The organism is Orrella daihaiensis, from assembly GCF_022811525.1.
GTDB lineage: Bacteria > Pseudomonadota > Gammaproteobacteria > Burkholderiales > Burkholderiaceae_B > Algicoccus > Algicoccus daihaiensis.
In genome coordinates this window covers 805917-828372 of record NZ_CP063982.1, presented here as the reverse complement: position 1 = coordinate 828372, position 22456 = coordinate 805917, and the positions used below count along the sequence as shown (strand labels likewise).

Genomic DNA, 22456 nt, shown 5'->3' with positions numbered 1-22456 from the left:
ACATGCGATCGAGTAATCAGCATGTCGGCCAATAAACCTAGCCGCAAACAGGGTAAAGCAGGAATCGTGCCAGCTTGGAGCCAAGAAAAAAACCGACCTATCACCAGCAAGGGTCGGTTTTTGCACCTAAGTTGGGTCGGGACGATCCAAAGTTGTGCGCCGCGTCAAAAAATTGCAGGGCCGTTCATGGCCCTGCAATTGTGGGATTAGCAATCGACTGATTTAATTGGCGTCATGTTCCAGCGAAGAGTGGTGCAGAACAATGCGCAGCTGACCATTGTCGTCTTTGACCCATCCCCACGTCTTATCGACGGTGACGACATTACCGTTTTTATCGGTCAGAATGACCTTACCCATCGAGGTGGCACTGTTGCCAAGCAGCAAAATGCCGGCAGTATCGGTCCGGCACTGGGTCCAATCCTTCAGTGCAAATCCACTGTCCTGTGGAAAAGCGCTATCGCCACCCACAAAGTAGGCTATGGCACCGCGACGACTGGTGCGAAATGTTTGAGGATTAACTGTTAACGTCGGCTTAAATAACACCGTGCCAAGCTGATAACCGTAGGCTGAATCAATAATCTGCGTTGCCAGAGCCTTAGCGGCAGCTTGCCCTTGTGTGGCATTCACATGACTGATGTCGACGAGCGCTTTACACCAAGCCTGCTGAGCATTGAAGACCTCTTGCTCGGTGATTGCCCGATTCACAGTTGCCATCTCAGAGGCCATGCCGGCAGTCGATAAGCCCATTGCAGCCGTACTGGCCAACGCTACGAAAATAGCTCGCATCAGAATCTCCTTGAATTTCTATAAGTTACTGTAGGTCACAGTATCCGGATATTAACGTAACTTTCAGTCACTTGAGAACATTACCCACAAGAAACTCTAAGGCTGACAAATAATGGGGGCAAATCCACTAATGAAGATTTTTATTTCGACGTTGATCGTAACCATCGAGCATGGCGTTCATTCCAGATCGAACGAGCATATTCAAACGCTCTGGCGTTGGCTTGACGATCGCTTCCTTATGCAGGGCCAGAACCGCCAAGCCGTGCAAAAAAGCCCATACGTTCATCGCCATCTCGTCCTGCAATTCGGGATCTAGCCCCTGCGTGTCAATATAAGACTTGATGGCACCGATATGTATCAAAAATGTACGGCGACCAGCTGCTGCGGTTTCCTGGTTGATGTCTGGGGTCCACGTGAAATCCCACATCACATCGTATAGTCGTTCCCGTCGAACCAAAAAGTCGACATAAGCCTCACTTAATGCGATTAACTGGTCGCGAGAACCTTCAGGATGTCGAGACAGGAACTCAGTCTGAGTATCAGCCAAGTCGTTGAATCCGTCGTATGCAAGGCTGGCTAATAAATCGGTTTTGGTTTTGAAATGGCGATACGGCGCCCCGTGGCTTACGTTCAAGTCACGGCTGACGGTATCTAGGTTTAAGTCTTTGTAACCGTTCTTTTCAACATAGGCCATGGCGTATTGAATGATCGCGCCTTTGAGCTGGCCTCGCGGTATTGTGGTGGTTGTAGACATGTGATTTAACCAGACTAAAAATGCTACTGACAAAATAATGACTATTAAGGTAGCAACCATCGCTCGGTTGCCAGCCATTGATTGATTTGCTGCCACGACCTTCTCCCATCTGATTTTCTGGGCGATACCAAACCAAGAAATCACGCACTATTCTCAAACATCGATACGCGAGTCTATTACGTTCAAGCATGAATTTAGCATTAGCTGGGCAGAATCCATGACAAAAAATTTACGCTTTTGATAAAAGCTCACCGCACGGGTCTATACGAACCTGGGAGCTGGACATCGAAGCGAAGCCTTGCCTCACCATAACCGCAAAATGATGAGTTCGTTTTGCTTAAGTAAAATAAGAAACTGGTTGGTATTTTCTGCTATCCACACCGATATTCAAAACCCACTGGCCCATAATGAACGTGTCTCTGCCATCCCGAGCCGAGCTGTTAATCATCTACCACTCTATGACCGGTGGCACCCATCAAATGGCACAGGCGTGTGCCCAGGGCGCCCGAGCTGACCCAAGTGTTAGCGTGGTTCTCAAGCATGCTAGCCAAACCGATACCGATGACATTCTGCGCGCAGATGGCTATGTTTTTGCAACGCCAGAATATCTCGGTAGTATGAGCGGGTTGATGAAGGACTGCTTTGACAGAACCTATTACCCGTGCCTTGAAAGGCTGCAAGGCAAACCATATGCCGTCATGGTGTGCGCGGGCAGTGATGGGCAAGGTGCCGTCAAACAAATCGAGCGGATCGTGACTGGCTGGCGACTCAAGGCAGTCGCGCCCCCTATTATCATCAACGTCCGTGCTCAAACACCTGAGCGTATCCTCGCCACGAAACAATTGACCGAATCAGAACTAGACCCCTGCGTAGAGCTAGGGGCCATGTTGGGCGCTGGCCTTGGCATGGGGATGTTTTAAAGAGTGAGTTTTTACCGAACTTGGCAACTCATGTTGGCTAAGCCGACATCGTCGATTGCAGTAACGCCATAAAGGCTCTGGTTCTAGACGGTAGCAACCGTCTACCTGGTGTGACACACCAAACTGCTAGGGTAGGCAGTGACCAATCGGGCAAGACTCGCTGTAGAAGACCCTGAGAAACCTCCTGAGTGACTAGCACATCGGCCAAGGCCACAATACCCATGCCGTTGATCGCCAGTTGCCGCTGCAAGGATGGCGAATTTGAGGACATGGGTCCTGTTGGCAATCCCTCCCAACTGCCCTGCTCGCCATGTAGACGCCAGGCAACCGATTCACCGCTGCTGCTGATTAACCGTAAACACGTGTGAGACAACAACTCGCTGGGGTGCTCAGGGTATCCAAATTGACGCAAATAAGCAGCGCTGGCGTATAAATGCACGCTCATATCGCAAAGCTTACGCGCCACCAAGGTCGCGTCATCGGGTAACTGCCCTGCAATACGCACAGCCAAGTCAAAGCGTTCCGCTAAAAGATCCACGCGCCTAGCCGACAGGTCGAGCTCTACCCGAACGTCCGGATAGCGCGCGGCGAACTGGATAAGCATGGAACCGAGCTCAAGCTGTGCGAGGTCTGGCGGCAACGATACGCGCAGCAGCCCTTGCGGTTTGACCTGCTCGTGTTGCGCCAATGCCAATGCACCTTGCCACTCTTCTTGCAAGCGGCGAGCATGCTCTAGCATGCGTTCCCCAAAATCAGTCACTATCAGTCGGCGGGTTGTACGAGTTAGCAAGCGCTGGCCGAGTCGCGTCTCTAAAGCGGCGATACGACGAGAAATGGTGGATTTGGGCAAATCCATCTGCCTCGAGAGTGCCGTAAACCCTCCGGCTTCGACTAGCTCGGCAAATAAGATCAAATCGTTGGCGTCAGCGAGTTGAGTTGGGTTAGAGATCATTGAAAACACACGCTTATTGTTTCATTTATAGAACAATATTATCCATTTTTAATGGTTTATAAGCATAAAAATGGATAATAAACTGCTTCTATTACCAAAAACAACCGGGACCTATCATGAATATATTGCAGATCAATTCCAGCGCACGCGGCGATGACTCGAGCTCGACAAAACTTGCTAACGCCGTGGTCGCACAACTAAAAGCTGCAAACTCAGCTACACACGTACAGGTACGTGATCTTGGCCACGAACCGCACCCAACGCTCGATAGCCACGCTCTGAAAGCTTTGTTCACTGCCGAACCAGAACGTTCAGCCGAGCAAAGCGCCCGGGTTGCGATCGATGATGCAGTCATCGCCCAAGTGCAAGCCGCTGACGTATTGGTGATGGGCGTGCCGATGTACAACTTTGGCATTCCGGCACAACTAAAGAGTTGGTTTGACGCCATTGCACGAGCAGGTGTCACATTTCGCTACACAGAAAACGGCCCAGAAGGTTTGCTTAAGGGTAAGAAGGTTTACGTGGCGCTAGCGCGCGGCGGCATCTATCGCGACACGCCGAATGATTCGCAAGTGCCTTACCTTAAAACCATGTTGGGGTTTCTGGGCATGACCGATGTAGAGTGGATTTATGCTGAGGGTTTGGCCATGGGCACTGAGATAGCAGAAAAAGCGATGCTCCAAGCGCACAGACAAATCGAAGCCTTATTTGCAAGCGCTCAACCCGCGACTGCCTGAACCTGAAAGCCAACAGCTACCAAGGAGAGATACCGCATGCAACCCAGAAAAGTTGAACGACTCGTGCAAGGTGTGCAAACGGCTGACGGTGCTGGCGTTAAGTTAACCCGCGTACTGACGCAAGATCTGCAACGCAGGCTAGATCCGTTTCTGATGCTTGATGCATTTCGTAACGACAACCCCGATGACTACATTGGCGGATTCCCAGATCATCCACATCGCGGGTTTGAGACGGTGACGTACATGATTGCCGGTCGCATGCGGCATCGCGACAGTGCTGGTAACGAAGGGTTGCTTGGACCAGGCGGCGTGCAGTGGATGACAGCCGGCAGCGGATTAATCCACTCAGAGTTGCCGGAGCAGGAAGAAGGCCTGATGGAAGGCTTTCAGTTATGGCTGAATCTGCCCGCCGAGCGCAAAATGATCAAGCCAAGCTATCGAGATATTTCACCAGACTCGATTCCGGAATTCACCACAGACGACGGTGTGTTGGTACGCGTGATCGCCGGCCATAGCCACGGAATGCCGGGTGCGGTCACACGGCCCGACACCGAACCCCTGTTTCTGGATCTCCATTTGCCGGCCAACACCTCTTTCACGCAGGCAATTCCAAAAGGTCACCATGCTTTTGTTTACACCTATCGCGGCAACGCACAGATCGCTGGCACCACAGTCGCTGACCGTCAGATGGGCATCCTGACCGATGACGGCGAGGCACTCGAGGTCACTGCCAACGAACCCTCCAGACTCTTGTTAATTGCTGGCAAGCCACTAAACGAACCGATTGCCCAATACGGTCCGTTTGTCATGAATACAACCGAGCAGATCCATCAAACCTTGCAAGACTATCGGGCTGGACAATTCGAAGCAGCGGTGGTGCAGTCACTCTAGCACCCCAAGGTCAAGGTCCGAATCAGCGCTGCTTGGTGCATCTAGTCTGGATAGCAACATATCACTTACAATCGAACGATGTCTCTAATACTTCGGTCGAAGCTCAATAAACAAGCCGTTCATTGGCTGGTGTTGTTGTCCGTGCTGCTCGGACAATTTGCGCTCGGGTTTGGGTATGGCATTGCTGCCGAACGAAGCAATGATGAGATTCGAATACCGGTATGTACCAGCACTGGCATCGAGTACATCATTTGGACCCCAGAAGGGATCAAACAAGACGCGCAACCAGGCAAGAGTTCTTCTTCCGGCAGCTGCACGCTGTGCACAGTATCACCGCCACAACTTCGGTTCAATGTACAAGACAGCTTGTTGCGAGAACCCTTGGTGGTCAATGGCAAGCCAATAGGCAGCTCTAGCCAACGGCTTGGTAAAACAGTCATCCTGAATCCAAGCGCTGCGCCACGCGCACCGCCCTCTGTGTGATTGACATCTAAATGCAGTTGTTCGCGAGCGGCCTTTGTCAGCGTCTTTGACGTTTGACAGACACTCGCGTTGTCAAAGCCTATTATTTATCGCACAGACAGAAGGAAACTGACTCATGAAACGCATCGCAACCCTTATTTGCGCAACGACGCTGGGCTTGATGGCAAACATCGCCACCGCCCAACCTAATATCACTGATCTAAGTTTTACCGATCCCTGGATCCGCGGTTCAGTACCTGGCCAGAAAAATGGTGCTGGCTATCTCATCATCGACAACAAATCGGGCCAACCTGCCGCCATGGTGTCGGCCAACAGTGACCGGGCCGACCGTATTGAACTACACACGATTGTGCGTGAGGACGGTGTCGCCAAAATGCGTGAGGTTCAAGAAATTCCAGTGCCCGCCAACGGTTCCGTGACACTACAACCCGGGGGCTATCACGTCATGTTCATTGGGTTAACACAACCCTTTAAAGAAGGTGAATCCATCCCGGTCAAGCTCAACTTTTCTGATGGCCGATCCGCAGAGGTGACTTTCACTGTCAAGGCACCCACGTATATGGGCGGTGGTGGTATGCAGGGCCATGGTCATGGTGGTCATGGCATGATGAAAGGCAACTAACTCCGATGAACGCAATGCCGTTGCAAACTGGCAACAAAGCGATACAAAAAACGACTCCAACGGAGTCGTTTTTTGTAGATTGAATCTAATTGCAGGTGTTTCGATATATCTAGCGGTCGTTAACATCTGATCTAGATCAAGCAGAAAATCTCCATAAATTCAATCTTTGATCAAAATCAAAAATTCCCCCTCTGGTTTATCCCTATCGATTAGCAATCTTGTTACCTTGGAACTGCCGGAACGAGACCGGTATATCAAGTGAGGCTAGTCATGAAATTTAAAACTCTCTCCGCTGCCCTGTTCACAACTGCAGCCGTATCCGTTTCTGGTGTGTCGATGGCTTATGACGAGATCGTGTCCGTGCGCCAAGAGCCCGTGCAGCCTATTCAGCCTGCAAAGGTTTCTGACCCGCAGTTGGTCAAATTAGGCGCCATGCTGTTTTTTGATCCCCGCCTGTCAAAGTCTGGGTTCATTTCTTGCAACTCCTGTCATAACCTGTCACGTGGTGGTTCCGACAATCTGAAGACGTCGATCGGTGACAAGTGGCAAGAGGGTCCGATCAACTCACCCACCGTGCTGAACTCGAGCTTGAATGTGGCTCAATTCTGGGATGGTCGCGCAGCTGATTTGAAAGAACAAGCCGGTGGCCCGATTGCCAACCCTGGCGAGATGGCTTTCACGCACGAACTCGCGGTCGAGATGCTGCAATCAGTTCCTGGTTATACGGTTGAATTCCGTAAGGCCTTTGGCACTGACAAGATCAACATCGACATGGTGACTGATGCGATTGCCGCGTTCGAAGAAACGCTAGTTACCCCACACTCGAAGTTTGACAAATGGTTAGCCGGTGATGATGACGCCCTGACGCCGACCGAATTGCGCGGTTGGGATTTGTTTAAGACCAGTGGTTGTGTGGCTTGCCACAACGGCGCTGCACTCGGTGGCAACTCCTTCCAGAAGATGGGTCTGGTTGAGCCCTATCACACTACAGCTGCAGCGGAAGGTCGTTCGGCTGTCACCGGCAAGGATGCTGACCGCTTTAACTTCAAAGTGCCGACGCTACGTAACGTTGAGCTGACCTATCCCTACTTCCACGATGGCGGCGCTGACACCCTCGTTGAAGCTGTGGACATCATGGGTCGTCTGCAGTTAGGCAAGAAGTTCACGCCAGACGAGAATGCTGCAATCGTAGCTTTCTTGAAAACGTTGACAGGTGAGCAGCCACGGATCATTGTGCCAATCCTGCCACCGTCATCTGACGCTACCCCACGTCCCACGCCGTTTGCTGATTAATCCAGTAACGTCGTAGGGGTGTCTCCCCCAGGCCGGCAACGTGTTGCCGGCCTTTTCATTTATGCATCGACTTCGATATCAGATCGGCCTGACATTGCTCACACCAGCCGGGTTTTAACGACATGCTTGCGCTTGACGTTAGCCCAATGCTTGACATCAAATTCGACACGCAACATTTGCGCAGGATGCAAACCTTGCACGTGTTGATCGTATTGATACGCCAATTCAGACAAACCTGGGTTATGCCCCACGATCATCAATGTGCTGATCTCATCACTTGCATTGATGACCACTTGCTCCAGGAATGAGACATCTGCCAGATACAGCTCATCCGACACCACCACATCAATATCTTGACCATCAAACGCGGCCAATAGAATCTGGGCGGTCGATTGGGTGCGGTTAGCGGAGCTCACCAGCATTTGCTCAGGAACCAGGTCTTTTTTCCTAAGGTAGTGCGCAAGCTTGCCAGCATCAGTCACCCCGCTGTCTTCAAGCGCACGAGCGTGATCCGTCTGGTCAGGACCAGCAGGTGCTGTTTTAGCGTGACGAACCAGCAGAAGTGTTTTCATGAAGAGCGACGCACAAAAGTTTAGAAGCAAGGTGAGACGGGCTTATCAATTTGTCATCGTAACTCGGTTCAGATAACACGAATGTGACTGTTCGAAACAATAACGACTCGACCGAAGAGATATCTTTTTGCTTTAGATTGACTCAAGTCAAAGCCAACAATATGTAAATTTATAAAATGATGAGGTATCCCCTCCTTCGAAGGAGCACGAGCATGAGACACAATAAAGTAGAGTTTTCACCGTTACATGGCTTAGCGAGTCTCGGTGCTGGTGGCTTGTCAGTCAGCTTCTTTGTGTGGCTGATGTTCCTGACGCCACACCCCAATTCGCCGGTGCCCACTTATGAAACACTGCAGGCTGCAAAATCAGCGACTGATGCTGGCTGGATATCGCTGGCAATCACAATGGTTGCCATCTTGGCTTTTGCTCACTACGGCTTGTTGATCTGGTGGCTACATCAAGGTAAACAACAACCCCAGCAGGCGGGCGCCATCATGTTCGCCGGCGAGGCGCATATTTTCAAGATGGTGGCTCCTTTAGTTCTCGCCATGTCTGTCAATGCGGGGTTTGTGGTCGCTCTTGTATTTATTCCCGGTCTGTGGAATATCAAAGAGTGGCTCTTTCCGTTCGCACTTCTGGTGTTCCTGGTTTTGTTTATCGTGGCATTCAGGCGCTGGCGTGCCCAGCAAGTGCTGCTTCGAACTAATCGATTGTCCTATCAAAGCAAAGGTCTTATCGAGTTGTTGGCTACTTTCGCATTTGCCATGATTACAGTCGGATTCTCTACATCAGCAGCCATGAGTGACACAACCTGGATACACACCACCGGTATCGTGCTGTCATTGGTGGGAGCGGCCATGACCATCTGGGCAGCAATTCGAGTGTTGATCGATAGACTGCCAAGCCTTAGAGCCCACCCTATCGCAGCGACAGCTACCGGCTCTTTGCTCATGGGTGTGCCGATTCTGACTGTGCTTGGTATTGCCGCTTACCGTGTCATGATGGCCGGCAAGCATCACTTTGAAGTAACGATCGGTCAAAGTACAGTCACAGCCATTCTTGGCATATTGTTTCTGGCGCAGATTCTCATTTTTTTTATCGCTACGCCAACACTTAAGCAAACCGGCGGATGGCGCACGCTGGTGAGCGAACAACCTCAAGGCGCAAGTTTTTCTCTGATTTGTCCGGGCGTGGGATTGTTTGTACTGGGCATGTTTTTCATATCTAACGGTCTGGTTCCGCTGGGATGGCTACCAGAATCAGCTACCACAGTCGCTTACGGCGTTTTAGCTGTCATTCAAGCTGCTACGCTGGCGCTGTTTGCCTATCTCTTGATCAATGCCATGCCGGGCAAACATAGATTACGTCAACGTCCTGCAACCAATCAACCAATGGCGAGCTCACATTAAAAGCCATTCACACGACAGAGTTTGCCATGAATAAACTTGCGCACATGCCCATTGCCATTTTTGCCAGCGTCATGGGTATGTCTGGTCTGACACTAGGCTGGCTCAAAGCAGGCAGCATGGGCTGGCCTCTTGCCAACAGTATCGGCTTAGCTGCAGCAGTCGTCACGACGGTGCTGTTGGCATTTTTGTTACTGATGTACGGAGTAAAAGCTTCGAAATACTGGTCTGCTGTGTGCGAAGAAGCACGGCACCCCGTCAAATTGAATTTCTTCGCGGCTATCCCGATTGGCTTTATTTTGGTATCAACACTGTGGTCAGGAATCAACTCGGCAATCGCCGCCCCCATCTGGTGGGTGGGTGTTTGCGCCATGCTAGTGGCGACATTGCTCACCATGAATAGCTGGATCCATCACTCACACTACCAAGTTGGGCATTTGAACCCAGCCTGGTTTATCCCTGTGGTAGGTAACATCCTGGTGCCGATTGCCGGTATGCGACTTGGGCAATCAGAAATCAGTTGGTTTTTCTTTAGTATTGGTGTCGTGTTTTGGATCGTACTGACTACCTTGGTCATGAATCGTTTGATTTTTCATGATGCGCTAATTGACCGCATGCGCCCGACACTGTTTATTCTGCTTGCACCACCCGCAGTAGGATTTGTGTCGTACCTAAGTCTCAATGGCATGACGCTTGATGCCTTTGCCCGCATCCTCTATTTCACGGCGCTATTTCTCGCTATGCTGCTAGGCATTAATGCGGTCAGGTTTTTAAAACTACCGTTCTTTATCTCTGGTTGGGCATACTCCTTCCCAATCGCCGCCATGACAGTAGCCAGTTTTCAAATGGGGCAATTAACCAATCTCTTCGGTTACATGGCACTGGCCTGGGCTCTATTAGCACTGCTGACCGTGGTGGTTCTATATCTCGCCTATAAAACCCTCGTCACTTTGTTCGCTGGAAAGCTACTTGCGCCCGAACCAGCCCATTGAATCAAGCATGTCATCGTCTGGTACAAAGAATAAGGACGGCTTGAATTGCGGCAAGGAATGTATCGCTGCGCTGGTTGCAATCGTCTTATTATTGCTTTTGCTGATTGTGTTCTACGAACCCAGCCCTACTGCTGGTGATATGTGCAAAATCTATGGCTGAGTACCCGTTTATAGGTCTTCTGGGTCAAGTACCGGTTCACCAAACCGGTTTGTGCCGCTAGAGCCTGGAAACAACATCCAGACATACAGAGCAATTGAACCAACGCCGGTTAGATGCAACAGCAACCACCAAGCAGAGACGTTCATGTCATGCAAGCGTCTAGCGCCAACAGCCAGATTTGGCAGCAAGACCAAGAACAAAAACACATACGCCGTCGGAATGCCAACCTCTGGCCCCGCAAAAGATGACACCAATGCATTGATGATCAGCCATGCCAGCATCGTGAACAAGACGAACCACCAATACTCCGCTCGCGATGCGCGCCCTGTAAATGTCGAGTACTTACCGAAACAAGACGCGATGGCCTCAAAAAATGACATCACAGTTTTCCTATCCGATTGCAAGAACTACGATGCTAACGGATAGCGCCATGACATACAAACCTCGTCGCAATCGCAACTTAAATGATTACTTCAGCGCCAACACCTGCCCTGTCACCGCACCGCCATCAACCACAAATTCGCTACCCGTGCTAAACGAAGCCTCGGCCATCATGAATTTGACCATCGCAGCCACCTCATCGGGCTCACCGAATCGCGCAATCGGTTGGGCTGCCACGGCGGCTTCCGGCATTTGAGCAGTCATTGGTGTGCGTATTGGACCAGGATGAATCGATAGCACCCGAATACCATAAGGCGCCAAGTCAAGTGCCACTGCCTTGGTCAAACCCCTGACACCCCATTTACTAGCCACGTAGGCTGACAAGCCAGCATAGCCTTGCAAACCGGCCGTCGAAGACATATTGATAATCACGCCCCCACCGGTTTGCTTCATCGGCTCAATCACAGCCTGTATACCGAGAAATACGCCTAAAAGGTTAATGCTCATCACCCGCTCAAACCCGTCAGGTGTCTCGGTCTCAATACTGTTAAACGAAGCGATACCAGCATTGTTGAATAGCCCGTTGATTTTTCCAAACGTGGCCAAGCAGTGTGCCACTACCGACTGCCATTGGGAGACTTGTGTGACGTCGAGATGACAATAGCTTGACTTCTCGCCAAGCGAGGCAGCCAGTGCCTTACCCTCATCGTCAAGCACATCGGCTATAACAACCTTGGCACCTGAGTTAACCAAGCATTTTGCGGTTGCCGCGCCGATGCCACGAGCGCCTCCGGTTATGAGTACGACTGAATCTGACAGACTAATGGCCGACATGACTTATCCCCTTAACAGTCTAATGATTGAACCGTACCACCAAAGCGCCATCGCATTACTTGATTGAAATCAAGACTGTGATCAAGCACATCGTCAGATCAAGCATGGCCAGATAGACAGGCTGTTATCTGCAATCATTGTGGCGCTTGAAACACAAAGCCCCGCCTAGGCGGGGCTTTGTGTTTTATCCGAACAGCTAACGAGCGCTGTAAGTGCGCAAGCTTAATTCGGCATTTTCGAGCTTACGCCCTTTACGTAATAGTTCATTTGACCCAAGGCCTGATCACTCATGGTCTGACCAGCTGGTAAGACTTCCTTGCCGTCTTGAGCAACAACCGGACCAGTGAATGGATGGAAGCTGCCTTCTTTAATCTGCTGCTTTAACTGAGCAACCTTGTCTTGAGTGGCCTGAGGCACTACCGGGTTGATCGGAGCAAGGTCAATGAAACCGTCCTTGATCCCGCCCCAAATTGACTCAGCCATACCGTTTTCATTCAGGGCTTTCTGAGCTGCGAGCGTGTAATAGTCACCCCAGTGATGGGTAGCAGCAGTCAGGTGGGCATCTTTGCCATACTTGGACATGTCCGAGTGGTAGCCAACCGCGTACACACCTTTTTCTTGCGCAGCTTGCACTGCGGCAGTCGAATCAGTGTGATGGGTGATGACATCCGCACCTTGGGCGATCAATGCCAACGCAGCCTCACGTTCTTTACCGGGGTCATACCAGCTGTTGACCCAGATGACGCGCACTTCTATATCAGGATTGACGCTTTGTGCCCCCAAGGTGAAGGCGTTAATGCCTTGAAGCACTTCGGGAATCGGGAATGCCGCGATGTAACCCAATACATCGCTCTTGGTCATTTCGCCAGCAACCACACCGGTGAGGTAACGCCCCTCGTAAAAACGAGCGTTGTAGTTGTGGAAATTGGGGCCGCTCTTATAGCCCGTGGCATGCATGAACTTGACGTTGGGGAATTGCTTGGCCACGCGATCGACATAGTTCATATACCCAAAACTCGTCGCAAAAATCAGATCGTGACCACTAGCCGCCATTTCGCGAATCACACGTTCGGCATCAGCGCCTTCCGAGACGCTTTCCACAAATGAAGTGGTGACCTTATCACCGAGAGCCTGCTCCATCTCTTTACGGCCAAGGTCATGTTGGTAGGTCCAGCCAGCATCACCAATTGGACTGACATAGACAAAACCAACTTTTAATGGATCTTGCGCCTGGGCTATCGACAGATAGCCAGCAGCGGTCAACGCCAGTGAAGCCAAACCAGCCTGAAACAACATGCGACGATTTTTCATGCGCGTTCCTTTTGAAAGGGTTTACCAAGGGAAGCCGGAGAGTTCAACCTGATCATCTTGACATTGCGAGAGATCAGGACCAACACCACGATAGTTGCAATATACGGCAGTGCCGATAGAAATTGAGCAGGAATCTTGACCGGGATGGGGGAAGACTGCACAAACAACTGGGAAATCATGACGCCACCGAACAAGTAGGCACCCAATAGGACTCTCCAGGGCAGCCAAGTCGCAAAAACCACCAATGCCAGGGCAATCCAGCCTTTACCAGCGACCATGCCTTCAGCCCACATCGGTGTATGGAACAGAGATAAAAACGCACCACCCAAGCCCGCCATGGCACCTCCAAACAAAATAGCCAAATAGCGAACCTTGACCACATCAATGCCTACGGCATTGGCTGCATCGGGCGACTCACCAACCGCCTTCAGTACCAGACCGCCACGGGTTTTTGCGAGAAACCAAACAACGACTGCAAATATCACCCAGGTCGCATACACAATCCACTGCTGCCCAAATAACACCGGGCCAACCAACGGCAAATCGGACAGGAAAGGGATTTCAGTGGGTTTGATCGAAGGCAACACTTTAGCCTCAAAAGGCTTACCCAAAAATGCGGCTAAGCCTACGCCAAATATAGCCACTGCGAGCCCTGTGGCCACCTGATTGGCCATCAAGTGCACCGTAATAAATGCAAACACCAGACTCAGGAGCGCACCAGCCACCAAGCCACTGGCCACACCCATCAACGTAGACTCAAAGGTAAACGCAGCAACAAATGCTGCGACCGCACCAATCGACATCATGCCCTCGGCGCCAAGATTGAGCATCCCCGATTTCTCGCAGATGAGTTCACCTAGCGCGACGAGCAACAGGGGCGTGCCGGCAACCACCGTAGCAAACAAGATAGAGGTCAACAAGTCCATGGCCCTATCCCGCCTTTGCCTTAACAGCGTTGGTCACGTGGGCATCTCGACCAAGCCTAAGCCGGTACCCAATCAGCACATCCGTTGCCAGCAAATAAAAAAGCAGTAACCCCTGGAACACCATCGAAATTGAACCAGGCAATCCCAAGTATTGTTGAGACTGCTCACCCCCAATGAAGAACAATGCCATCAACAATGATGCCAAGGCAATGCCCAACGGGTGCAACCGACCAACAAAAGCCACAATAATCGCGGCAAAGCCATAACCACTGCCGACTTTGTCAGTCAGCTGACCCATGGGACCGGCCACTTCAGCCATGCCCGCTAAACCCGCACAGGCACCACCAATTAAAAGACCCAACCACACCATGGTCTTGGCAGAAATACCAGCGTAGCGCGCAGCGTTTGGAGACTCACCAGCCACCCGCATCTTAAAGCCGAGGTGAGTTTTAAAAACCAGCACATAGGTGGCTAACAGCACCAATACGACGAACCCAAGCACGAGGTTCAAGCGGGTGCCTGGCACGAGGATAGGTAACAAAGCGGCTGGCTCAAACATGACAGTTTGCGGAAAATTAAAACCCATCGGGTCACGCAAAGGGCCGAATACCAACCAAGACACCAGCAGCTCCGCCACATAAACCAGCATCAACGACACCAAGATCTCGCTAGCGTTAAAGTGGGTCCTGAGGAAAGCGGGAATGGCAGCCCATAGCGCCCCAGCCGCGATTCCAGCCAAGATCATCAAAACCAGCGTCACAACTGGCATTGAACCCGCATAGAGCGCAACCAGTGTGGCGCCGATAGCACCGAGCATGAACTGCCCTTCAGCACCAATATTCCAAACGCTAGCGCGAAAGCCAACTGCCAAGCCCGCAGCACATAAGGCCAAGGGCGTGGCTTTTAAGAGCCACTCTGAAATACCATAGGTGGTTTTGAGCGGGTTAACAAAAAACACCGCGAAACCGCGCACAGGATCCTTACCCAAGAGCGCAAAAATTAATAAACCTGTCAAAATCGTCAGGACGATAGCAACCACGGGAGTGGCCACCCGCATGGTCGCACTAGGCGCTGGGCGTGGCTCGAGCCGGATCATCCGAACCACCGCGACAGTAAGTGTTTGGCATGACTAGCTGTCATGATGCGCAACACCGTTTTAAAACCCCGTATGCTAGCACCGCCAATACAAGTGCGAGCAAGAAACAGCGGCCTGTTGATGCACTGTATAAGTGCAGGACTCAACGCCACATACGAAAAGGGCCGATCAAACGATCGGCCCCGACATACTGGCGCGCCCGGCAGGATTCGAACCCACGACCCCTTGGTTCGTAGCCAAGTACTCTATCCAACTGAGCTACGGGCGCTAAAGGAATCGAATTATAGCACCTTCTGCCGGCTAATTCGCCTAGCCAGTATTGCGCAACCCCGCAGCAATCCCGTTAATTGAAATATGAATCCCGCGCTTACCCCGCTCACTAGCCTGATCGAGTGGTTTTTCCCGAAACCGGCGAATTAACTCGACCTGCAAGTGATGCAATGGGTCGATGTAAGGGAAACGATGTCGAATCGAACGGGCCAATGCAGGGTTGTTAGCCAAGCGAGACTTTTGCTGCGTGATGAGATCAAGTGCCTCTCGGGTGCTATGCCAGCGAGCGGTGATCGCATCAAACACCTTTTGACGTACCTTGCGATCTGATACCAGGCTGGCATAGCGACTTGCGATGGCCAGATCACTTTTAGCGATGACCATATCCATATTCGACAAAATCGCCCTAAAGAAAGGCCACTGCGCGTACATTTCCCGTAGCAGCGCCAAAGCCTGCTTTTGCTTCATTGCTTGAGGCGGATCCCGTAAAAACGCCTCCACCGCTGCACCAAACCCCAGCCAACCTGGCAGGGTCAAGCGACATTGCCCCCAGCTAAAGCCCCAAGGAATCGCTCGCAAATCCTGGATCTTCGGCGCACCACCTCCCTGTTTGGGCCGAGCTGCTGGCCTGGAGCCAATATTTAACTGGGCAATTTCCCGAATCGGCGTCGCCTCAAAAAAGTAAGGTGCAAACTCAGGCGTGTCGTAAACGAGCGCCTGATATGCCGCGAAACTATCGTCTGACAACCTTTGCGCAGCAGCCAAATAAGCCGAAGGGGTTTGATCCTGAGTTTGCAGCAGCGTTGCTTCAAGGGTCGCAGCCACCAATGTCTCAAGATTGCGACGACCAATGTCGGGGTTGGCATACTTTGACCCGATGACCTCTCCTTGCTCGGTCAGGCGAATCTGTCCACCCACGGTTCCAGGCGGCTGGGCCAATATGGCCTCGTAGCTTGGACCGCCTCCGCGACCCACGGTGCCACCACGACCATGAAATAGTCGCATCGTAAGTTTCTGTTTTTTACCCAGCGACTCAAATACTTCCACCAAGGCGAGCTCAGCTCGATACAACTCCCAAGTGCTCGTAAATATCCCGCCGTCCTTGTTGCTGTCGGAATAGCCCAACATGATTTCCTGTTCACCACCACTGGCGCATAGGAGATCGAGCATATGCGTAAGTGCGAAAAAATCGCGCATGATGACTGGGGCGCGCTGCAGGTCAGCAATCGTTTCAAACAAGGGAACCACAATCAGCGCCGCCTGGGTGGGTGCAGAACTATCACCATTTGCACACCCCCCGAGCGGCCCATTCATCAAGCCGGTTTCTTTTTGCAGCAGGTAGACTTCAAGCAAATCACTCACGGTCTCGGTATGGCTGATAATGTACTGACGCACAGCCTGTTGACCAAACCGAATACGAACCTCTCTGGCAGCTTCAAACACCGCCAACTCCTTGTCTGCCAGTTCACTGTAGCGCGCACCCGGCACTCGCAACGGCCTGGACTGCGATAACACTTGAACCAGAAGATCAGTGCGATCACTCTCCTGAAGAGCTAGATAATCTGGACACACGCCAGCAATACGCAATAACTCAGCAACCACCAACTCATGTTGATCTGAACTTTGACGCAGATCCACCGTCGCCAGATGAAAGCCAAACACATCAACAGCCCGGATCAGATCCTCAAGACGTTCTTTTGCCAGGACGTCGCCATTGTTGGCTATCAGCGAGTCGCGAATGACTCGCAGATCGGACAATAATTCGTTCGGACTGAGATAGGGGTTTTGCGGGGCGATGGCGTGACGGGCAGCCTCTTGCCCAGTTAAAGCCGTCAGCGTGGCTGCCAGACGGGCGTACATGCCCGTCAACGCGCGGCGATAGGGCTCATCGGTACGGTGCACGTTCTGATCCGGCGATCGATCCGCCAATGCTTGCATGGCTGATCCCACGGGCACGAGCATAGCCGACATCGAGAGCTCGGCACCTAGGTAATGTAACGCGCGCAGATGGTGGCGCACAGCCACCTCCGATTGACGACGCAGGGCTTCACGCAAGGTGTCTGCATTCACATTGGGATTGCCATCCCGGTCACCCCCTATCCACTGTCCCATCCGCAAAAATGAAGGAACGTCAGTCAACCCCAATTGACGCTCCAATTGTTTGTAAAGACGCGGTATTTCAGAAAGAAATGTGGATTCGTAATAGCTCAGAGAGTTTTCAATTTCATCGGAGACCGTCAGCTTGGTGAATCGCAACAATCGGGTTTGCCACAATTGCACAATTCGAGCCTTGATATGTCGTTCGTTATCTTCAAGTTCTTGCTTTTGCAGCACGTCAATTGCACGCCCCCGGATTTGGTCGCGCACCTCCAGGAGTTTGGCAATCGCGCGCTCGGCATCGAGAATACTCTTGCGTTGCACCTCAGTCGGGTGTGCGGTCAACACTGGTGACACATGGCTGCGCGCCAGTATCTTGGCTAATTGTCCCCGCTTGATGCCTGCTTCAGACAAACGTTCGAATGCAAGCGCAAGACTGCCTTTTTGTCGATGACCGGCACGCTCATGAAATAGTCTGCGTCGAACGTAATGCCGATCCTCGGCCAAATTGGCTAAATGACTGAAATAAGTGAAAGCCCGAATTACGCTGACTGCCTGATCATCGGTTAGCTGACGCAGCGTGCGCTTTAGCGTCTTGTCAGCAGCATCATCATCGTGACGCCGAAAGGTCACCGACAATTGCCGAATGCGTTCAATCAAATCAAACGCTTTCTTGCCTTCCTGTTCACGAATCACTTCACCGAGAAGCCGGCCAAGCAAACGAATATCATCAACCAATGGCTGCTCTTCGGGCCGAATGCGTTGTGTTGCCATAGCTAAACCTTGACTAAGTTAAGACATCATTCTATCGGTTAAGAGGTGCCATGCGTGACAACAAACAAAAGCTGTCGTACAACTGACAAAACCTCAATCGCCATGCACCAAATTGCACCATGATCAAGTCTGCCAACCTTGTGACTGCTTTGCCCACTGCGACGATTCGGATACTCGAGCAGCAAGGGCTCGAACAAGGCCTGCCACTGATGCAGCGGGCCGGCACCTGCGCCGCCAAGTTTTTGCATGACCGACTCAAGTCGTCTAGCCACATTGTCGTGCTAGTAGGTCCTGGTAATAATGGTGGCGATGCTTTGGTCGCTGCCACCGAACTGCAAAGGCTTGGACACACACTCACCGTGGTCATGCCAGAGGCTGCTCCAAACGCACCCTCAGACGCCAAACAAGCACTCATGCAATGGTTGGTCACCGGTGGCACAGTGGTTGCACACCTTCCCTCCGATCAGCCAGCGGCAGTCATAGATGGACTGTTTGGCATTGGACTGTCTCGAGCCTTGGATAAGCCGTGGACAAACGTGATTGCAACAATTAACGCTTGGCACTCACCAGTGCTCGCCCTAGATATCCCATCAGGTATTGAGGCTGATACCGGCAGAGTTCTTGGCAGCCCGATTCAGGCCACCTGGACTCTGTCATTTATTACGCCCAGTCTTGCAAGCGGTTTGGAAACCAGCCGAAAATTTTTTGGTGAGCGCTTTGTGGAAGATCTAGGCCTTGATGTCAAGCAATGACGGGGCGCGCGTACCTCGCGCTACACTGCATCGAGACATTGATCGTTCGGATTAATCCACTATTTAAACAGCTCGATGATTCAACACATAGACAAAACGCTTTGACATGACACAATCCGACCTCACCACACCAAAATCCTCGATACGACACATCTTGGTGGTTGACGACGATGAGCGGTTGCGCGACCTCTTGCAACGCTATCTCACCGAGCAAGGCTTCAGAGTGTCAGTTGCGGCCGATGGTAAAGCCATGACTGAACTCAAACGCCAGACCTCTGTCGATCTCATCGTACTCGATGTAATGATGCCGGGTGAAGACGGCATGAGTATCTGCAGACGACTGCGCAGCGCCGGCGACAAGATTCCCATTATTTTGCTCACCGCAAAAGTTGAAGACAGCAGTCGCATCATGGGGCTCGATCTCGGGGCTGACGATTATGTAGCCAAGCCCTTTAACCCGCGTGAATTGCTCTCAAGAATCAACGCGGTACTGCGTCGCAGCCAAACACAAGAACACCCAGCGGGACCAAGCCGGGCGCCAGAGGTTTTAATGTTTGGGCCGTATGAACTAAGCCTCTCAAACCGTACACTCTCTTGCAACGGTAAAAAGATGGACATTACCACCGCTGAGTTTGCGATGCTCAAGGTCTTTGCCCGACATCCGAATGAGCCACTTTCGCGGGACCGTTTAATGGAACTCGCACGTGGCCGCGAATACGAAGCCTTCGACCGTAGCCTGGATGTCCAAATTTCGCGACTGCGCAAACTAATCGAGCCCAATCCTTCCAAGCCGATCTACATTCAGACGGTGTGGGGGGTCGGCTATGTATTTGTCCCCGATGGTCAACACTGAGTTCAAGCTGGGGTTATTTACCCGCACATTTTTATTGCTGGCTTTGCTCATGCTAGCGAGCCTGGCAGCTTGGCTTCATGTGTTCTGGACACTTGAACGCGAACCTCGAGCAGCACAAATCGCGGACCAAATCGTACGCGCGGTGCAGCTGGTCGAAGCAACTCGTTTAGCAGTCCCTGCCGATCTGAAGCAACCCCTGCTTCATACGATCGACACTCAAACAGATCTGGAGCTTTTAACGCCATCACAAGCCCAAAAACTCGTCGCCTTGCCGCAAGACGCTGACTGGCGCACTGTGACTGCGCTAGTACAAACCAAGCTAGGCAATGACATTCAGTTAACAGCCACCGAGCCATTCAATGGCCGAGTGTGGGTACAACTGTCAAACCAACAATGGCTCGGCATTCAAGTGCAACCCATCAGTTTAAGCACTGCTCCTGAATGGGTTAGCTGGATCGCGGCTGCTGCCCTGCTCTCAATGGTGGGCGCTGCAGTCGCCGTCGGTTATTTAAACAGCCCTCTTTCAAGACTTTCGCGCGCCGCGCAACAAATGTCTCAAGGTCAAACGCCAGATCCTTTACCAGAGACGGGGCCGCAAGAAATCCGAGATTTAAATGCTAGCTTTAATCGAATGGTCTCGGAATTGCGACAAGCCGAGACTGATCGTAATCTGATGTTGGCCGGTATTTCACACGACCTACGCACACCACTGGCGCGCATGCGACTCGAAGTAGAAATGAGCGCCATGTCCGATGAACAAAGAAAAGCCATCGATCAAGACCTGTCACAGATTGATCAAACAATCGGTCAGTTGTTGCAATACGCCAAACCACCAAGTGAATTGCCTAAAAGGCCAGTAAATCTGCTAGACGTGATTCAGGATGTCATCCGTCAGGCACAACCGACGCTGCTGAATACTTCGGACATATTGCAATACCGAGCCCGCACCTCAGCCTACTGTGTCATAGATCGGGAAGATTTCAGTCGTTGCCTCACCAACCTGGTGGAAAACGCCAGACGATACGGAAAATCGACCCTCGGCACAGTGACTATCGACGTGGTGGTGCATTCACGTGGCGACAGGCTCTACATCGATGTGCGCGATCGGGGCCCTGGCATTGCTAGCGAGGATGTCGAGCGCTTGCTCAGACCCTTCTCTCGGGGAGAGGCGGCTCGAACTGGGGGTGCAGGTTCTGGCTTAGGCCTAGCGATTGTGGAACGATTACTCGCACGAGCAGGCGGACGGCTACGTCTGCTGCCTCGTGAAGCAGGCGGCCTGATCGCACGTATGGACTTACCGCGCGTAAAACGACCACGGCATAGCAAGGCTGGTCACCGAGGGCTTGCTTCGAACGCGAAACGAAATACCTAGCAAAAGCGAATCTTAGCTGCGTTCAATCAGTACCACAGCAGTGACAGCTATGCCCTCTCGACGCCCTAAAAAACCGAGGCCCTCGTTGGTTTTACCTTTGATGTTTACAGCATCTGCGCTCAAGTCCAAGTCCGCGGCAATATTTGTAACCATGGCTGGCGCGTGCGGGGCGATCTTAGGTACCTGTGCATGAACTGTGGCATCGACATTAACCACGTGCCAGCCGGCTGCCTTAACGCGGCCGTAAGCCTCGCGTAACAGCACTCGACTGTCGATACCGGCAAACTTTGGATCATTGTCAGGGAATAGGCGTCCGATGTCACCAAGGGCTGCTGCACCTAAAATCGCATCGGTAATGGCATGCAGCAACGCATCGGCATCGGAATGGCCTTTCAGGTGATGCGTATGATCGATCGTCACACCACCAAGAACCAAGGGCCCGCCAAGCTCCAATGCATGCACATCAAATCCTTGCCCCACCCGAAACGGCACTTGACTCATAGCATCCCCCGTATCCATTCAAAATCTTCTGGCAATGTCACCTTAAGATTGCGAGCCGAGCCATTAATTAGCAACGGTTTGTAGCCTGCCCACTCCATGGCACTGGCCTCATCGGTTACTTCTACATCGGCGGCAAGTGCACGGCTTAACGCATCACGCAGCTGACCAGCCCTGAACATCTGCGGTGTCTGGGCAAGCCAGATGGTTTGACGATCAAGCGTCTTGCCTACCTCGACAATACCGCCAGATGACTGGCCGGTATTCGCCAGCTTAACGGTATCGGCTGCTGGCATGGCCAATAAACCACCGCGCTGCTCTCTCAAGCAGGCATCGATCAAGGCGGACAAATTATCTTGTGGCAAACCCGGACGTGCTGCATCATGTACCAACACCCAGTCATTGTCATCGAACCCACTGTGCTCCAACGTCTGTAAAACTGTCAATGCACGACTCGCGCCACCGGTGGGCAATACCTTGACACCACTCAGATCAGACAAGCATTGCCTGGCCAATGAGTCTTCTAGCTGAACACCTACCACCACATTCGCCACGCGCCGATCCGCTAACAGCGCTCGCACCGACCACGACAGCATCGTCTGACCCTTAATGGACCGATACTGTTTGGGCGTTTGAACCCCTGGTGTCTGGGCGCGAGTGCCCACGCCACCGGCAGGGACGAGGCCATGAATTGGGAGGGTGCGAGCATCATTCATCCAGCGAT

At 52.0% G+C, this 22456-nt stretch carries 23 protein-coding genes and 1 tRNA gene; 11 read left to right on the top strand and 13 right to left on the bottom strand.

Annotated elements, in window-relative coordinates:
• Window positions 1-222 precede the first annotated feature (222 nt).
• Together DHf2319_RS03995 and DHf2319_RS03990 are read right to left on the bottom strand one after the other, a co-directional pair.
• Window positions 223-786 carry a metal-independent carbonic anhydrase family protein gene (locus tag DHf2319_RS03995; RefSeq protein WP_243479514.1) on the bottom strand — a complete coding sequence of 188 codons (564 nt, stop codon included), beginning with the start codon at window positions 784-786 and terminating at the stop codon, window positions 223-225.
• Between the two features lie 127 nt (window positions 787-913).
• Window positions 914-1540, bottom strand: a complete 627-nt coding sequence (locus DHf2319_RS03990) for a TetR/AcrR family transcriptional regulator (RefSeq protein ID WP_243479513.1) — start codon at window positions 1538-1540, stop codon at window positions 914-916.
• A gap of 419 nt (window positions 1541-1959) precedes the next feature.
• Here DHf2319_RS03990 and DHf2319_RS03985 point away from each other — a divergent pair, with 419 nt between their 5' ends.
• Window positions 1960-2460 (top strand): flavodoxin family protein, encoded by a 501-nt coding sequence (locus DHf2319_RS03985; protein ID WP_256462170.1) that lies wholly within the window; start codon window positions 1960-1962, stop codon window positions 2458-2460.
• A 37-nt stretch (window positions 2461-2497) separates the two neighbouring features.
• Here DHf2319_RS03985 and DHf2319_RS03980 read toward each other — a convergent pair whose 3' ends face one another.
• On the bottom strand, window positions 2498-3412 hold the full coding sequence (locus DHf2319_RS03980) for a LysR family transcriptional regulator (RefSeq protein ID WP_243479512.1): 915 nt from the start codon (window positions 3410-3412) through the stop codon (window positions 2498-2500).
• 116 nt (window positions 3413-3528) lie between these two features.
• Here DHf2319_RS03980 and DHf2319_RS03975 point away from each other — a divergent pair, with 116 nt between their 5' ends.
• The 5 genes from DHf2319_RS03975 (at window position 3529) to DHf2319_RS03955 (ending at window position 7438) form a co-directional block, all read left to right on the top strand.
• Entirely contained in the window at window positions 3529-4149 is a 621-nt protein-coding gene (locus DHf2319_RS03975; RefSeq protein ID WP_243479511.1) for an FMN-dependent NADH-azoreductase, read from the top strand.
• A 36-nt stretch (window positions 4150-4185) separates the two neighbouring features.
• Window positions 4186-5040 carry a pirin family protein gene (locus DHf2319_RS03970; RefSeq protein WP_243479510.1) on the top strand — a complete coding sequence of 285 codons (855 nt, stop codon included), beginning with the start codon at window positions 4186-4188 and terminating at the stop codon, window positions 5038-5040.
• 78 nt (window positions 5041-5118) lie between these two features.
• Window positions 5119-5523, top strand: coding sequence for a hypothetical protein (locus tag DHf2319_RS03965; protein WP_243479508.1), 405 nt, complete (start codon window positions 5119-5121; stop codon window positions 5521-5523).
• 115 nt (window positions 5524-5638) lie between these two features.
• On the top strand, window positions 5639-6145 hold the full coding sequence (locus tag DHf2319_RS03960; protein ID WP_243479507.1) for a copper chaperone PCu(A)C: 507 nt from the start codon (window positions 5639-5641) through the stop codon (window positions 6143-6145).
• 270 nt (window positions 6146-6415) lie between these two features.
• Window positions 6416-7438, top strand: a complete 1023-nt coding sequence (locus tag DHf2319_RS03955; RefSeq protein ID WP_369810215.1) for a cytochrome-c peroxidase — start codon at window positions 6416-6418, stop codon at window positions 7436-7438.
• 98 nt (window positions 7439-7536) lie between these two features.
• Here the strand turns inward: DHf2319_RS03955 and DHf2319_RS03950 are convergent, their stop codons facing one another.
• Entirely contained in the window at window positions 7537-8010 is a 474-nt protein-coding gene (locus tag DHf2319_RS03950; RefSeq protein ID WP_243479506.1) for a SixA phosphatase family protein, read from the bottom strand.
• A gap of 212 nt (window positions 8011-8222) precedes the next feature.
• Here DHf2319_RS03950 and DHf2319_RS03945 point away from each other — a divergent pair, with 212 nt between their 5' ends.
• Together DHf2319_RS03945 and DHf2319_RS03940 are read left to right on the top strand one after the other, a co-directional pair.
• Window positions 8223-9419, top strand: a complete 1197-nt coding sequence (locus tag DHf2319_RS03945; RefSeq protein WP_243479504.1) for a TsoY family (seleno)protein — start codon at window positions 8223-8225, stop codon at window positions 9417-9419.
• Window positions 9420-9445: 26 nt separating this feature from the next.
• Window positions 9446-10408: an SLAC1 anion channel family protein gene (locus DHf2319_RS03940; protein ID WP_243479502.1), complete on the top strand. Its 963-nt coding sequence runs from the start codon at window positions 9446-9448 to the stop codon at window positions 10406-10408.
• A 168-nt stretch (window positions 10409-10576) separates the two neighbouring features.
• On the opposite strand, the gene DHf2319_RS03935 is transcribed toward DHf2319_RS03940, so the two are convergent.
• The 7 genes from DHf2319_RS03935 to ppc form a co-directional block, all read right to left on the bottom strand.
• The gene (locus tag DHf2319_RS03935) at window positions 10577-10948 is read right to left on the bottom strand and encodes a DUF805 domain-containing protein (protein WP_243479501.1); all 372 of its coding nucleotides are present in this window, start codon (window positions 10946-10948) and stop codon (window positions 10577-10579) included.
• Window positions 10949-11036: 88 nt separating this feature from the next.
• On the bottom strand, window positions 11037-11783 hold the full coding sequence (locus DHf2319_RS03930) for an SDR family NAD(P)-dependent oxidoreductase (RefSeq protein ID WP_243479500.1): 747 nt from the start codon (window positions 11781-11783) through the stop codon (window positions 11037-11039).
• A gap of 222 nt (window positions 11784-12005) precedes the next feature.
• On the bottom strand, window positions 12006-13094 hold the full coding sequence (locus tag DHf2319_RS03925) for a BMP family ABC transporter substrate-binding protein (protein WP_243479499.1): 1089 nt from the start codon (window positions 13092-13094) through the stop codon (window positions 12006-12008).
• Window positions 13091-14020 (bottom strand): ABC transporter permease, encoded by a 930-nt coding sequence (locus DHf2319_RS03920; protein WP_243479498.1) that lies wholly within the window; start codon window positions 14018-14020, stop codon window positions 13091-13093. Before DHf2319_RS03920 ends, DHf2319_RS03925 begins: the two co-directional genes overlap by 4 nt.
• A gap of 4 nt (window positions 14021-14024) precedes the next feature.
• Window positions 14025-15116, bottom strand: coding sequence for an ABC transporter permease (locus tag DHf2319_RS03915; RefSeq protein ID WP_243479496.1), 1092 nt, complete (start codon window positions 15114-15116; stop codon window positions 14025-14027).
• Between the two features lie 191 nt (window positions 15117-15307).
• Window positions 15308-15384: transfer RNA gene (locus DHf2319_RS03910), tRNA-Arg, on the bottom strand.
• 41 nt (window positions 15385-15425) lie between these two features.
• Window positions 15426-18257: a phosphoenolpyruvate carboxylase gene (gene ppc, locus DHf2319_RS03905; protein ID WP_243479495.1), complete on the bottom strand. Its 2832-nt coding sequence runs from the start codon at window positions 18255-18257 to the stop codon at window positions 15426-15428.
• A 119-nt stretch (window positions 18258-18376) separates the two neighbouring features.
• Here ppc and DHf2319_RS03900 point away from each other — a divergent pair, with 119 nt between their 5' ends.
• The 3 genes from DHf2319_RS03900 to DHf2319_RS03890 all read left to right on the top strand — a co-directional run bounded on the left by DHf2319_RS03900 (window position 18377) and on the right by DHf2319_RS03890 (window position 21234).
• Window positions 18377-19009, top strand: coding sequence for an NAD(P)H-hydrate epimerase (locus DHf2319_RS03900; protein WP_243479494.1), 633 nt, complete (start codon window positions 18377-18379; stop codon window positions 19007-19009).
• A 106-nt stretch (window positions 19010-19115) separates the two neighbouring features.
• Window positions 19116-19862 (top strand): osmolarity response regulator transcription factor OmpR, encoded by a 747-nt coding sequence (gene ompR / locus DHf2319_RS03895; protein WP_243479493.1) that lies wholly within the window; start codon window positions 19116-19118, stop codon window positions 19860-19862.
• Window positions 19834-21234, top strand: coding sequence for an ATP-binding protein (locus DHf2319_RS03890; protein WP_243479488.1), 1401 nt, complete (start codon window positions 19834-19836; stop codon window positions 21232-21234). Before ompR ends, DHf2319_RS03890 begins: the two co-directional genes overlap by 29 nt.
• Window positions 21235-21246: 12 nt before the next feature.
• Here the strand turns inward: DHf2319_RS03890 and ispF are convergent, their stop codons facing one another.
• Both ispF and ispD read right to left on the bottom strand, forming a co-directional pair.
• Window positions 21247-21735 (bottom strand): 2-C-methyl-D-erythritol 2,4-cyclodiphosphate synthase, encoded by a 489-nt coding sequence (ispF, locus tag DHf2319_RS03885; RefSeq protein WP_243479486.1) that lies wholly within the window; start codon window positions 21733-21735, stop codon window positions 21247-21249.
• Window positions 21732-22448 (bottom strand): 2-C-methyl-D-erythritol 4-phosphate cytidylyltransferase, encoded by a 717-nt coding sequence (gene ispD, locus DHf2319_RS03880; RefSeq protein WP_243479484.1) that lies wholly within the window; start codon window positions 22446-22448, stop codon window positions 21732-21734. The genes ispF and ispD overlap by 4 nt, the downstream gene beginning before the upstream one ends.
• Window positions 22449-22456 lie beyond the last annotated feature (8 nt).